At 57.3% G+C, this 14,208-nt stretch carries 9 protein-coding genes; 2 read left to right on the top strand and 7 right to left on the bottom strand.

The features are described 5' to 3' along the window. Positions 1-97: 97 nt before the first annotated feature. Positions 98-1,141: a leucine-rich repeat domain-containing protein gene (locus ACE6ED_RS21955; RefSeq protein WP_410829556.1), complete on the bottom strand. Its 1,044-nt coding sequence runs from the start codon at positions 1,139-1,141 to the stop codon at positions 98-100. Between the two features lie 320 nt (positions 1,142-1,461). Further along, positions 1,462-2,088: a pentapeptide repeat-containing protein gene (locus ACE6ED_RS21950; RefSeq protein WP_410829555.1), complete on the bottom strand. Its 627-nt coding sequence runs from the start codon at positions 2,086-2,088 to the stop codon at positions 1,462-1,464. A gap of 236 nt (positions 2,089-2,324) precedes the next feature. Here ACE6ED_RS21950 and ACE6ED_RS21945 point away from each other — a divergent pair, with 236 nt between their 5' ends. Next, a complete protein-coding gene (locus ACE6ED_RS21945; RefSeq protein ID WP_410829554.1) occupies positions 2,325-3,314 on the top strand; it encodes a hypothetical protein in 990 nt (329 codons plus the stop codon). A gap of 260 nt (positions 3,315-3,574) precedes the next feature. Here ACE6ED_RS21945 and guaA read toward each other — a convergent pair whose 3' ends face one another. The 5 genes from guaA to ACE6ED_RS21920 all read right to left on the bottom strand — a co-directional run bounded on the left by guaA (position 3,575) and on the right by ACE6ED_RS21920 (position 13,070). Continuing rightward, entirely contained in the window at positions 3,575-5,113 is a 1,539-nt protein-coding gene (gene guaA, locus ACE6ED_RS21940; protein ID WP_410829553.1) for a glutamine-hydrolyzing GMP synthase, read from the bottom strand. Positions 5,114-5,402: 289 nt separating this feature from the next. Then, on the bottom strand, positions 5,403-7,688 hold the full coding sequence (locus ACE6ED_RS21935) for a transglutaminase-like domain-containing protein (RefSeq protein WP_410829552.1): 2,286 nt from the start codon (positions 7,686-7,688) through the stop codon (positions 5,403-5,405). Between the two features lie 2 nt (positions 7,689-7,690). Beyond that, positions 7,691-9,043, bottom strand: a complete 1,353-nt coding sequence (locus ACE6ED_RS21930; RefSeq protein WP_410829551.1) for a DUF58 domain-containing protein — start codon at positions 9,041-9,043, stop codon at positions 7,691-7,693. 435 nt (positions 9,044-9,478) lie between these two features. After that, complete coding sequence (locus ACE6ED_RS21925) at positions 9,479-11,146, bottom strand: polysaccharide deacetylase (protein ID WP_410829550.1); 1,668 nt, start codon at positions 11,144-11,146, stop codon at positions 9,479-9,481. Between the two features lie 343 nt (positions 11,147-11,489). Then, positions 11,490-13,070 (bottom strand): MFS transporter, encoded by a 1,581-nt coding sequence (locus ACE6ED_RS21920; protein ID WP_410829549.1) that lies wholly within the window; start codon positions 13,068-13,070, stop codon positions 11,490-11,492. A 126-nt stretch (positions 13,071-13,196) separates the two neighbouring features. Here ACE6ED_RS21920 and ACE6ED_RS21915 point away from each other — a divergent pair, with 126 nt between their 5' ends. Then, a complete protein-coding gene (locus ACE6ED_RS21915) occupies positions 13,197-14,144 on the top strand; it encodes a helix-turn-helix transcriptional regulator (RefSeq protein ID WP_458782638.1) in 948 nt (315 codons plus the stop codon). Positions 14,145-14,208: the final 64 nt, after the last annotated feature.

Genomic DNA, 14,208 nt, shown 5'->3' with positions numbered 1-14,208 from the left:
CAAAAACGAACATTCGCCGCCGAATACTCCTAAACGTTCGTAAAAAGGACATTTGTTTTCCACTATACGGGAGCTGTAGGCTCCCTTTCCTACCGGTTTATTCCTCCAAAAATGGGGTTTCATCCACCCACCAGCTGGAACGGCCGGTGTGTCCGTATCCTTCCAAAACTGGCTGGATTTCTTTGTTCATGGACAAGGTTTTGAACCCCGCACTCAGCTTGGCGAACGATTTGGCTTGGAGAAGCGCCTCAACCTGCGCCGGCGTAATAGTTTTCATCTGTAGCAGGGCCAGCTCATCAAGCGGGGGGCAGGCTTTGGCCCACTCCAGATTTTCTGCGGCGACGTTCTCCAACAGCACGCGCTTCAGCTGGGGCAGGTCCGCTAACGGCTGCAGGTCCGTCAGCTTCGCCTGGTCGATGATCTGAACATATCGCAGCCCCTGCATGGTGCTGAGCGCAGATAAGTCGGTTAGCCCTTTGACACGCAGCAGGCAGAGGATACGCAATTGGTCCATACCGGCCAATTCCTCCAAATGTTCAGCGCCGCCAAACCCCAACTGCAGCCGGCGCAGCTCGGGCAGGCTTACGAGGTAGGCTAATTCTTTGAGCGGCACGCCCCCGATATGCAGTGAACGCAGTTCCCGGAGATCGCCGATTACCTCGATGTTTTTACGCTGGCCGCTGAGGGCCAGCTGCTGAAGCTGCCGGAACCTGCGCAGCACGGACAAATCGGGTTTGGCGGATGCCGTCTTGCCCAGCCGCAGTTTTTTTAACGAAGCCGGAACAAAGTTCAGCGCCTCAAACGATTCGATTTGGTAAATATCAAGGACAAGCGATTCCAGCTTCGGCAGGGCGGACACCGCATCCAGATGCTCGGCCTGCGTGCAGCAGTCCACAGATAAATCCCGCACCTCGGTCATAAGCTCCAGCACGGAAAGGTCCGCCGGCTTAAAATGAAAACCATAAATCCGGAGTGCCACGTCGGCTCTTACCGCAAACAATTCTTCGTTCAGCCATTTCAGCTGCTGCTTGTTGGGAACATTCCATTCACTGTATTGAACTATTTTCACAGCCGGGTCGGCTGCAATTTGCCGGATCTCCTCCCGGCTCCAGGACTTGTCCAATTCGATTCTTCCGTGCATCTTTTTTCCTCCGTTCGATAATCCTCTCCATCTGTCTGCCGACTGAACTAAAGCAGTACAGTTAGAAGCGGAGCTGTCACTGCGGCGAATTTAGACTTCCGGCCGCTGTTATTTTCGGAGCTCCTGATCGTAATTCTGGTTAGCGGTAGAACTCCGAAAATAAAGGCGGACGCTTCGCTCCTACAGTTCCAAATTGCCTCCGCGCCTTTTCCTCTTTCCTGTAATTCAAAATCGTTCAGTCTACCGGCTGAACTGAATTAAGTACAGTTGAGGCAGAGCTGTTGCTGCGGCGAATTTGGACTTCCGGCCCACTGTGCAGCTTAGCTCATTCCATATTCGCCGGTACTAATGCAATCCGGGATTAAGCCGGTCCGCTCTAATAGCTGATCAAAAGAATACCCCTTAGGAGGAATGGCCGTTGTTAAATCACAGCCGATAAAGGACACGAACTGGCCGAAGACCGCTTCCGAGAAGTCAACGTTACGCATAGGGTTGGGCTTCGCGTCCGGGTAAAGATCGCTTATGAAAGCTCCCCTGAAGGTCACATCTAACAGTTTCCCGGTGAAGACACAGCCGTCAAAATAACTTGCAAATAGATCTACCCCTTTCCAGCGGCAGTTCAGAAACTTGCAGTCCAAAAATTCAGGATTATAAATCGAGGCTCCCCTAAAATTGCATTGGTCGAATGTACAGTTTTGATAAACCCCTCCGTGAGCGCCAATCGTTGCAGTGGACCACTTTATTTTCCGAAAGGTACAATCGATAAACGTACAGCTATACACACGTGCGTCCTCAAAATTTGTTTTTTCAAATCTACAGTTCTTGAACACCACCTCAGTGAAGATAGGATGGTTCAAATCCGTTTGTGTAAAGTCCACATCTTCAAAAATCCGGTTTTTGATATCCGACTTAAATTCCCATTGTGTATTCCGATAGCTTTGGTCCATTGCGGTGGAAATCCTCCTATTCAGGCTGTCCCAGTCGCCTCCCCATGCCCCGCGGGCTTTTTGGAGCAGCAGTTCAATTGCTTCATCCAAAAGCGGACAATATGAACTTTCATCCGTTTTTTTCCTGTTTGTCCTTTATTTTAATCGATATCTCCGCCCCAAAAAAGCCACACTCTCCCCAGCAGGAAAAATCCTCCTTGCAGTAGAATGTAAACGGAAACTGGAGGCGATATTTGTTGAAAAAAGTAAAATGGGCTGCAATGCTCCTCATGGGGGCCATGCTGCTGTTCACGGCAAGCTTCGCGTCGGCCGCCGCTCAAACCAAAAAAATTGACGCAGAGGTCAACCGGCACACCGTAAAGCTGGACGGCAAGGCTTTTTCGTCCAACGTGCTGTACTACAAAGGTACTCTATACCTGCCTATCAAGGACATCGGGCGGATGTTTGATCTGGAGGTCAACGTCTATCCGGAGAAAAAAACGGTCTACCTCGGGATGCTGCCTGCCGGTGAAGTGCCGGATGCCGTTATTAACAAATGGGAAAAAGCAGCAAAAACAGCCAAGCCTGCGAAAACTGCCCTGCTGCCCAAGGTCAAAGGGAAGGTTGATGCGGTGCTGAACAGCTATAAAGTAAAAATCCACGGCATCGCCTTAACCACGGACACCGTTCAATATGGCGGGCTGACTTTTGCATCCGTAAAATCCGTCAGCAGCATCCTGGATGTTCCCATCGCATATCATGGGCGTACGTCTACGTATTATGTAGGCAAGATTTCAAAGGAAATCGCTTATTCTATTAACAGCCCGCTTTACGCAGTACCGGCAGGAGGCGAATATAAGGGCTGGCAGGTGCTGAAAGGCCACAAATACGAGAAGACGGCAAGAATTCTTTTTCAATATGACGGGCAAATTCTGTCGACCAAGATCGAGGATATCCGCAAAGTGGATCTGAACAAAAAGATTACATGGACCGATCAAAACGGGAATAAACGAACCAATACGGTCAAGGCCATCTATGAAATGTTCAGCGAGTTAAGCGGACCCTATACCTCCGATTACCTGCACAAAACCTTTGGGGATTTATACGCGGATTGGCTGAGCTCAAGTACGATAGTGAACGAAGCCCGGCAGCTCATCGACGATTATTTAATCGGAACCGGAAAAATGAAGGCGTCGGCGAACAATATTCTGCTGACGCCCGATGCGGAGTTTGAGCCTGCTTCCTAGTCACAGCTTTTCCTAGGATAATCCCGTAAATCTATTGTTTAGCCACACAGCCCAGTACCGCATTGGTACTGGGCTGTGTGCGTGCGGGGGATGTCCGCCGACACGGCCTCATCTTGTATCTTGTACTTGCACGGAACATAAAAGGGCCTGTGAGGCCGCAGATCATGCGGTCTCACAGGCCTTTCTGTATACCGGTTAATGATGCTCCCGCGCCGTCCTGTGAGGCAGGGCGGCGTTTATGCAAAAAATGGAGCAGCAGACTATTCCCACTCAATCGTAGCCGGCGGCTTCGACGTGATGTCGTAAACCACGCGGTTGACGTTCTCCACTTCGTTGACGATGCGCACCGAGATTTTCTCCAACACATCCCACGGAATACGCGCCCAGTCGGCGGTCATGCCGTCGATGGACGTCACCGCACGGATGCCGACGGTGTAGGAGTAAGTCCGGGCATCGCCCATTACGCCAACGCTTTTCATGTTCGGCAGCGCCGTAAAGTATTGCCAAATCTCGTTATCCAGCCCAGCCTTGGCGATTTCATCACGCAAAATAAAGTCGGACTCACGGACGATCTCCAGCTTGTCTTCTGTCACTTCGCCCAGCACGCGGATCGCAAGACCCGGGCCCGGGAACGGCTGCCGCCACACGATTGCCCGGGGCAGACCGAGCTCCTCGCCAACCTTGCGGACCTCGTCCTTAAACAGCGTGTTCAGCGGCTCAATCAGGCTGAACTTCATGTCTTCCGGCAGTCCGCCTACATTATGGTGCGACTTGATCGTCTGTGCAGTGGCAGTGCCGCTCTCGACAATGTCCGTGTAGAGCGTGCCCTGCGCCAGGAAGTCAAAGTCTCCAAGCTTGGCGGACTCTTCGTCGAAGCAGTAGATGAACTCGTTGCCGATGATTTTGCGTTTGCGTTCCGGATCGTCGACACCAGCCAGCTTGCCGAGGAAACGTTCCCGTGTGTCGATTTTGACCACATGGATATCGAATTTGCCAACGAATGTTTCCATAACGCTTTCGGCTTCGCCTTTACGGAGCAGGCCGTGATCAATGAACATACAGGTCAACTGGTCGCCGATCGCCCGGTGAATCAGCATTGCCACCACGGAGGAATCTACCCCGCCGCTCAGTGCGCACAGCACCTTGCGGTCGCCAACGGTCGCGCGGATATCGCGGATCGCATCCTCAATAAACGACTCCATCGTCCAGTTGCCCGCGCAGCCGCAGACGTCATACAGGAAATTCGAAATCATTTCGTTGCCGTGTACGGAATGACGCACCTCGGGGTGGAACTGCACCGCGTAGAAGCCGCGCTTTTTGTCGCTCATCGCCGCGATCGGCGCGCTTTCCGTTCCCGCGTCCAGCTGGAAGCCCTCCGGCAGCTCCACCACATGGTCGCCGTGGCTCATCCAGACGGTCTGGCGGCTCTCCAGCCCCTTCACCAGCGTTGAACCTTCCGTAAAGTCGATGTCGGCTTTACCGTATTCCCGTTTCGCCGCACGCTCGACTTTGCCGTTCAGCTGCTGGGCCATCAGCTGCATGCCGTAGCAGATGCCGAAGATCGGCAGCCCCAGTTCATAAATGGCCGGATCGACATGCGGCGCATCCTCCGCATATACGCTCATCGGTCCGCCTGAGAAAACAATGCCCTTAGGCGACAGCGCCCGGATCTTGTCAACCGGTGTATTATACGGCAGAAGTTCGCTGTAAACTCCCAAATCGCGAATTCTGCGCGCGATCAATTGATTGTATTGTCCCCCGAAGTCGAGAACGACGATGATTTCATTTGGCTTGTCCATTACGCGCCTCCCTTGATTATTGGCTTCATTATACGCAACCGCAATTCAAGCCGTCAAGGAATCCGGGAAGGCCGCAGGCCGCCGGAAAGTGCGGCTCCGGCCCGCTTGCTGGCCGGGAAAGGAGCAAGGAAAGCGGTCCTTGGCGGGGCTGACGTTGGCGATCGGCGACTAGCGATAGCAGTCGGCGATTGGCGATGGTCATCGGCTGGCCGACCTGACACCTCCCTTACCCAGAGTTCCCTGTGAGGCAAGGCTGAAGACAGGATCGGGCCGCGTAGTAGACGACGCGTCAAGCGGTGCGCAGCGCGATGCGCAGGCAATCGCGCAAGAACGCGGCGTACGGCCGCGCCGCGTCCGCGGGCTCCGCCGGGTACGGCGGCGGAGCCCCTTCCCCGTACGCCAGCGTTTCCCACTGGCGTACGAACCGCAGGACGGCGCCGCGCAGCGCGTCGTCCCCGATAGCCAGGGAGCCGGCGTACTCCCTGGCCGTGCACCCCGGCGGCGGCGCCCCGTAGCGGGCCGCCAGCGCCTGCCAGGCCGGAGCGGCAGCGGCCAGCAGCCGCTCCCGGCCCCAGCCGCCCTGGCGCTGCGCCACCCGCAGCAGCGCCAGGGCCCGCCGCCAGCGCCAGGCGGCGGCGGGGAGCAGCGCCGCGAAGGCGAGCGGCGCCGGAGCGGGCTCCGGTCCGGCCTGCGGCAGGACCGGAACAGGCCGGCCGGCCGCGGCGGAGACCCCGCCGCCGTCCGGCGCCGGCGCTGCGTCCGCCTGCACAGGCGCGGCGGGCGGGGTCGGATCGAAGGGAATCCAGCCGGCGCCGGGGAAGTACACCTCAACCCAGGCGTGGGCATCCCGCTGGGTAATGCTGTAGCGCCCATCCTCCAGCGATTCCCCCGGACCATACCCTTGAACAAAGCGGGACGGGATATCCAGCGTCCGCAGCAGTACGGTCATCGCCGTCGCAAAATGAACGCAGTAGCCGCGGTTTGAGACAAATAAAAAATCGTCCGTAAAATCCGCGCCGGCGGGCGGAATACGGGTCTCCAGCGTGTAGGTATACCGGCTCTGCAAATACAAGCGGACCGCTTCCGTCCGCTCGTAGCGGCCTGAAGCGGAGCCAGCGATTTGCGCAGCGAGCCCCCGGACCCGCTTCGGGAGGGTATCGGGCAGCTGCGTATACGCGATCGCAAGCTCGGCCGGATCATCTCCGCTCAGCTTTCGCAATCTTGCGGGCGAGGCATCGGGACGGAGGGAATAAACGGTGTATTCCGTCACCCGTGCTTCGCCTGGGCGGTCGGGGAGACGGAAGCTGTCTTTTTCGGTATCCGCCAGCACCTGCTCCAGCTGAGTCCGGTCTTCCAGCCGAATCGACCCGATGCCTGCAAGCAGCCCGCCGCCGAACAGCGGCCGCTGCATTCGCGAAGGCTCCGCCAGTGTAATGTGCTGGGTCAGCAGTTTGCCCCCCGACGTTCCGGCCGGGAGAAGGGCGCGTTCGGAGAGCCCGAATAGAGGCAGCGGCCTATAGCCCGAAGCATCCCCTCTCCAGCGCCGTCCGTCATACACGGCAAAGCTTTCTCCCCGCCAATAAACCGGCTCCTCGCTTTTTGCGGTAAACACAGGTGCCGAGTTGGGCTGAAGCGGCGCCCCAAGTTCTCCGCCTTCCATCCCGTATCCGGTTGTGCCTAATCCCGACCCCGTTCGGCCGGACTGGGTCATGATCTGCTGTACGGTCCACTTTTGCAGCCATGATGCAGTCTCCCGGAACAGGGCAGGCGCGCCGCCTCCCGTTCCTCCGGTCCCCGCCGTCATCCAGGAAGCCAGTCCGATCCCGCAAGCCAGAACTAGCGTGCCTGCACCCCAGCCTATGTAGGGAGCAGGGGATTGCCCCGGATACCGTTCTTTCAGCCGGAGCAGCTGTTTTAACCCCTGCAGCCAGACAATCAGAACAGCCGTCAAAATCACCGCCATCTCTGTATCCAGTCCGAAGGCCGAATCCAATAGGAGCAGATAAGCAAGCGTCGCCGTGCTAAACAGCACCGTACTCTGCCGGAATACCGCCAGATAATGTACAGATGACACGAGCATTCCCCACCCGGCGGCAAGCAGCAGCAGGCGGCTGTCCAGGCTGAGCTCCCCCATCCTTCCCGACAAAAGATACAGCAGATCCGCCGGAAGCCCCGCCGTATACGCGGCCAGCCGTTCGGCAGGACTGCTGCTCCCGCCGCCTCCCGCAAACCAGGCGAAGATTACAACAGCTGTCTGAGCAGCCAGCGACCATCCCGGTCTCCACGGCACCAGCGTGCATAGGGCCAATAAAACGGCCTCAACGCCCAAAGCCCCTACCAGCCGGGACAGTCCGGCAGCTTCAGCCTTTTCGGTCAAGGGAATCAGCCACTGACCAAATAAAGCGAGAACGGAGAACGTAACCAGCAGCCGGTAGGCAAGCGGAGTCCGGATCCCGGAGGACGGGCCTTCGCCTTGCGGCAGTTGGCCTTGGACCTGGTAACCGCCGCTTTGGTGACCACGGCTTTGCTGACTATGGCTTTGCTGGCCGTGATCCTGTGCCAAGGCGCGGACCATTACTAAAATCCCCGCGAGGCAGCCGCCGGTTCCGTCCAAGGATCGGCAGCCGGCTTGGAATGAGGTACTCCCTCTTCGAGCCGGTACAGCCGGGCGCCCAGGCGGGTTAATGTGCCCGCCAGCGTCTCCGCTTTTTTCTCCGCCGTGTCTGTTCCAGCCGAACGCCGCCTAGGCACCACCGCATCCCATGCGTAGTACAGGTCCACCTGTACACCCAGGGCCAGCAGCCGGGCCAGCAGCTTGGCTGTTTCCTCTTCCAGGACGCCTGTAATCACGGAAGCCGTCATCCCCGGAATCCAGCAGCGGGAAGCATCCTCCAGCAGCTGATCGAGCCGGCGTGTTCCATCGGCGGAGATATCAGTCAGCAAATCCGCTACACGCTCCGGAAGATTTCCCAGCCCCTCATATCGGGGCATTCCCTCCGGCCAGCCTCCGCTGAACCATTGAACATAGGAGCCTGACCGCTCCGCTTCCAGCAGGAGGCCGTAGGCCGCCGATACCGCCAGTTCAAAAGCCTCCGGCTGAACCGCGCGTTGTCCGCGTGGTCCCAGAGCGCTGCCGGGCGGCGTATAACCAGCCGCACGGTTATCCAGCACAATACACGTCATCCGCCCTTTTTGCCGCTCAGGTGTCCGGGTCTGGAGCGTGCCGCGGCGGGCGGTATTTTTCCAGTGAATCCGGTTTAGGGGGTCGCCCGGAGCGTAATCCCGGATATCGGCCGCCTCGCCCCCATCCCGGAACCCGCTGCGGATCGTTTCCTCCCCTGCCGTTCCCGTCATGCCGTGGACAGCATTCCGCCCATAGTAAAGCGGTCGCGGTTTTACCTTTACCAGCGCCGTCCCTTCGGCATCGGCATGTCCGGTAAACCATCCGCACGGATCTCCCCAGGCGGCCCGGCTGGCGCGTATCTGGTGAACGCCCCGGCTAAGCCGGTTTAACTTGTAAGAATACGTCATCGCGCGCCGGAACCCCGGAAACAGCAGCACATGGCCGGTGCCCTGCGTCCAGGTATCCTCTACTGCCAGCCACGGCAGCGGTAAACGCGAGCGAAGGCGGATGCGCGCTTCAACCGTAACGGAATCCCCTGCTGACGGACGCGCCGGTGTCACGGTCCGCTCGATCTTAACGGCCCGAGGCCCCAAATACCGGAGCATCAGCCCCCCTGCCATCAGTAAAATACTAACGGCAAGCAGGAATTCCGCAATCTGCCCGCCGTGCCATAAATACAGAACAGCCGCCGCTCCTGTCGTGCCAACCGCGCGCAGCCATTCCCCCCGCCCCCCGCGCAGCGCGGGCTGTCTGGCCGGGGGCTGGTTTATAGGTTCTTTTTGCCAACGTTTAAATAATGAGTACACTTCGCCGCACCCTTCCCGATCAAAAATGGCTCGGGTGATCCGGGACCGTCAAGCTTCCGGCGCCTGTCCGGCTCCCGGCGGAGCCTTGCTTCCAGTATTTCCAGGATCGGAAGCGGACAGACATACAAATCATAGACATATGACCGAAAGGGGGGAGGGCGGTTAAAGCTTGTCATTGCTGTTGCATTTACTTATTTGGTTCTGCTGTTCCATTTACTTATTCTGGTGTTCCATCTACTTATTTTGTTCTGCTGTTCTGCTTATCTGCCTTGGCTTGGCTTATCTGCCTTGGTTTATTTGCCTTGGTTTATCTGCCTTGGCTTAGCTATATTTCTTGGCTTTCCTGGCTTTCCTGGCTTTCCTGGCTTTCCTGGCTTTCCTGGCTTTCCCGGCTATCTTGCCTTACCTTGGGTTATCATTGCTTCCCTGCATACCTTACCTCGCCTTAACCCGCCGTTCTCCGTCCGCCGCTGTTACAGAAAGCGGAGGGTGTCCGGTGGCTTCCAACAGCTCGCGCAGCGGAACCCATATTTTATCCCCAATCATTTGGACCTTGGTACGTTTTAGTGTTCTTGCGGTCCCCGCTGCCGTCCAGCGAAGTTCTCCCCGCCCCGCATCCGCTTCAATCCGCCGCTGTCCCAAATGAACGATGCCGTTTCTCGTGCGGGCATCCCAGACGGCTGTCCCGCCGAGGCGTTCCGTTACGGTCCGAAGCGGAACGCTGATCCGTCCCTGGATGATCCGGTATTCGCCCGCATCCAGCTTGGCTTCCTGGCGCCCGACTTCCAGCCGTAGCGGCTGCCCGGGTGCAAACAACGCCGCGTTTGGAGCAACATGCGCTGCGACCCAGGCAGCTCCCGGCGCGGTTCTCCCCGCATATTTGCCCAGCTTGGAGCTTACGCGGAACTGGACCGGAGGAAGGGAAGGGTCCAGCGCGGCAAAGGTATACCCCGCATTCCGGTAATGCCGGATAATCTGCGGCAGCGCCTTCACACTCTCCTGGTGCCCGGCTCCGTCATGCAGCAGGAGCACCACATCCGCCGAGCCGGGAGCTGCGATGGCGGCTTGGATGATATCTTTTGCCGGGACACCCCGCCGCTTTGAATCGCCGCTGTCCACGTTCCAGTCAGTCACCAGATATCCCGCCTGCTGCATCAAACCGAAATAATTCGAATCAAAATGCCCGTAAGTACCGCCTGGTGCGCGGACCAGCCGCGTCCGGTAACCGGCGATGCCGTGGATGATGTCCTCCGTCCGTTTAATCTGGCTCCAAAAAGCGGAGAACTGTCCGTAAAGCTCCGAATAATCATGATTATAAGTATGATTGCCGATGGCATGGCCTTCAGCGTTCATCCGGGCGACCAGCTCCGGCCGTGACTCCGCCTGCTCTCCAAGTACAAAGAAGGTTGCCTTTATCCCTTCCCGCCGCAAAATATTAAGCACCTCTGGAGTGTGCGCGCTTGGCCCGTCATCAAAGGTTAGATAAACCCGTTTCTCTGCAGCAGGGTTTTTCCCATTCGCATTTTTTCCCTTCGCATATAGAAGCTGTTTTTGTTCATCAGGTGGGCTTTGGCTTGGGCCGGAATTTTCCTGCTTTTGTGCATGTGTGCCTACACCCTTTCCCTTCAAAAAAAGCTTGTCCGTCCCGGCGCCAATATTGTGCCCGAATAAGGCAGCTGCCTTAAGCAGAGGGGAGGCCAGCGTTGACGATCCGCTCACAAGCCCGTCCCCCAACCGCGCTGCAAAATCCCCTTGCGCCAGTTGTCCGTTTAAGCCCTCTTTCGCTTCCTCGTGAGGGTTCTCTGTATCCTGTAGGGCAAGTCTGCCCGTATTTTTAAGCAAACGTTCTGCTACCGGGTTCTGAGAACCCGTTTCGTTATTTATAGAATCCTTTGACTCGTGCAAGGAATCAATGTCCGTTGGGTTAACCTCCCTGGCCGCATAAGGACCAGTGTCCGCCAGCTTAGCCTTCTCCGCCGCATGCAGAGAAGCTGCATTAGTTCCCGGAAGCCATCCGGCTGAGCACAACATCAATGCAGCCGACAAAAAAAGCGGCGCAAGCAACCGCCGGGCGGCACGTTTTTGCGGAACATTCGTCATCATTTTCTACCTCCAGCCTATTCTATAGTCTTCCGGAGAAGACTGATTGGTAGATTGTATGAGAGAGTTCCACGAAATAGAATCGCCCGGCGCGCTTTAATCCGCTCCTATATAGACTGAACTTAAGAGGGACAGGTTGGACAGAGCTGTCACTGCGGCCAATTTGGGACTTCCGGCCCGCTGTTATTTTCGGAGTTCTTGAATGGTAGGACCAGTTAGTGGGAGAACTCCGAAAATAAAGGCAATCGCGTTCGCTCCTCCATCTCCAAATTGCCTCCGCGACATCTCCTTTTCCTGTCATTCAATAGTTCAGTCTATATAGATGTGCACTTAAATTTAATCCCCTTTACCGCTCCGCTGTCTTGGAAAGGTCTTTCAGGCCCGCGGCTGACCGGGACCGGACCCGGTAAAAAATCCCCAACACCACGGCAACCACAGCAAAAGCAATCCCGCCCGCAAATCCCGCCTGGCGGGGCTCCACCGCCTCAAGCAGCAGCCCCGCTCCGAACATGGACAGTCCCAGCAGCGTGTTGCCCATCGCGGTCAGGAATCCGAACAGTACCGGCTGAAAGGGCTTAGGCGTCTCTTGCATCAGCAGTGTATCGAGACAGGCACCGCCGATGCCGCCCGCAAAAGCCAGCAGAAAATAGCAGAGGAATGCCACCGCGAAATTCCCGCTGAAGCTAAGCAGCGCAAGCAGCAGCCCCTCCGCGAGCAGCCCTCCCAACATACCGGCCAAGAGCCTGCCGCGGATTAGTTTTTCAGCCGCAAAGCTGAGGCTGAGCCCAAGCCCGATCGCTCCGTAAAAAGCGCCCACTCCCGCATCCCCAAGCTGAAACACCTGGACCGCATATACGCTGATCAACACATTGTCGAGTCCGTTAATCATCGGAACAAGCAGCTCATATGCAAAAATAACCTGCAGCGGCACACTGGCCGCAAACAGCGCCAACAGCGTCCTGCCCTGTCCGGCGGACTGCTTTGACGGCTTACGCCGCCCAGCCTTCACTCTGCGCCGCACTATACGGCCGGCTGAACGCGATGTTCGCTCCAGGTCTGCCCCTTTTCCCAGACGATCTGCCGGGAACCCCACCACGGGCACCGCGCCTTCCTCCGCACGATCTGTCGGGAACCCCACCACGGGCACCGCGCCCTCCTCCGCACGATCTGCCGGGAACTCTGCGGCCGGCGCCGGACCACCCTCCGCCTTCTGATGCCGGCTTGCCTGATCTTCCGCAGTTAGCACCTGCCCGCGGAGCGCCAATTTCTTGTCCTCGGCCGCAAGGTCACCTGCATGTCCCGCCAACTCGCCTCCGGGGCGCCCCTCATCAGCATCCGCGCCGCTGCGAACAAAAGAAATCCGTCCAATAATCCCCGCCGCCGCCGTAAACGATGCAGCGTTCCATACGAATGCCCAATCGGGACCCAGATGCATGGAAATTATCCCTCCGGCAAAAGCACCAACCACGAGCACGCAGCCGGTCATCAGCTGCTCCAGCCCGTTCACGGACAGCAGCCGCCCGGCCGGCACAAGCAGCGGAATCGCCGATTTGCGGACCGGGCTGTAGACGGCTTCCCCCGCGGCCAGTAAGAAGCTGGCGGCATATACCACCCACAGCCGGTCCGGCCCGTCGGCCCACAGCAGGGACAACGCCACAGGAGCGCGCAGCAGGTCGGTGAAGACGAGAATCTTTTTGCGCGAAACTTTTTGTCCAAGTAAGCCGCCAACTGGCGCCAGAAGGAGGTAAGGCAGGACCCGGACGCCAAGCGCAATTCCCACCGCCATCCCCGATCCCGTCAGCTGCAGTACAAGCGAGAGCATCGCCACCTGGCTGAAGCGGTCGCCGATCCCGTTCACAAGACCTGCCGCAAACAGCTTGGGGTAAGCTCCGTATTCTTTTTTCAAGTTAAGCAGACGGGATAACATAATAAACCTCCTGATAATCAATAAAATTCTAATTAGATAATAATCTAATTAAATGATTGGATCAATCCCTTCTTTTTGTTATGATCAGAAAAAAGGCTGCTAGCGCCTTCGGAAAGAGTGACTTTATTGAAGATAGACCGTTTATTGTCGATTGTGATCCTTCTGCTTAACCGCAGACTTGTGCAGGCCAAAGACTTGGCGGAAATGTTTGAGGTGTCCGTCCGCACCATCTACCGTGACATCGACGCCATCAACCAGGCGGGCATTCCCGTTGTAACCTACCAGGGAGCCGGGGGCGGGATTGGCCTAATGGAAGGCTACCGGCTGGACCGGAGTCTGCTGACCGACGGGGAACTTGCGACCCTGTTTACCGCTCTGCGCAGCGTGGCCGTGTATGGCGGACAGGAACACAACCTTTTGATGGAAAAAATCAGCAGCGTGGTTCACCCCTCCCGGGCCGATGCTTTTTATGCCCGTACGTCAAGGCTTGCGTTCGATTTAAAACCTTGGGGCTCCTCAACTGCACAGGAGGTCAAACTCGGCCTGGTTAGACAAGCGCTGGAGGAAGGCAAAACCCTCGCCTTTACCTATGTCAGCGCCTCAGGAGAGACGACGCAGCGGACGGTTGAGCCTTATACGCTTGTATTAAAAGGGCAGGCCTGGTATTTGTATGGATACTGTCCGCTCCGCGCCGCCTTCCGCCTGTTTAAGCTAAGCAGAATGAAGGAGGTGCTTGCCACAGACGAGATCTTCACGCCAAGGGAGATCCCTGCGGCAGAATATCCATGGGGCTCCGGCTGGGCGGATAAACAGACCGTGTCCCCCCTGATCCTGAGATTTGGTCCGGAAAGCCGGCATCTGGCGGAAGACCGCTTCGGCTGCGAGGAAATTCAGCCCGAAGCGGACGGCGGCTGTCTTGTCCATCTGCAGTATCCCGAAGATGATTGGCTGTACGGCTTCCTGCTGAGCTTAGGTCCCTATGCGGAAGTAATCCAGCCGGAGCATATCCGGGTCAAATTGGGCGCATGGGCCGGGGCGATTGCCGCCAAATATACAGGCGGTCTCCAGACTTGACGGTCAGACGCCAAGTTCCTGCCAAAAACGCAAAGAACCTCATCTCCACTAAAGGAAATGAGGT

The organism is Paenibacillus nanchangensis (assembly GCF_046543445.1).
GTDB lineage: Bacteria > Bacillota > Bacilli > Paenibacillales > Paenibacillaceae > Paenibacillus_AQ > Paenibacillus_AQ nanchangensis.
Note: the sequence above shows the minus strand (reverse complement) of the source record. Positions and strands in the feature narration are given on the sequence as shown.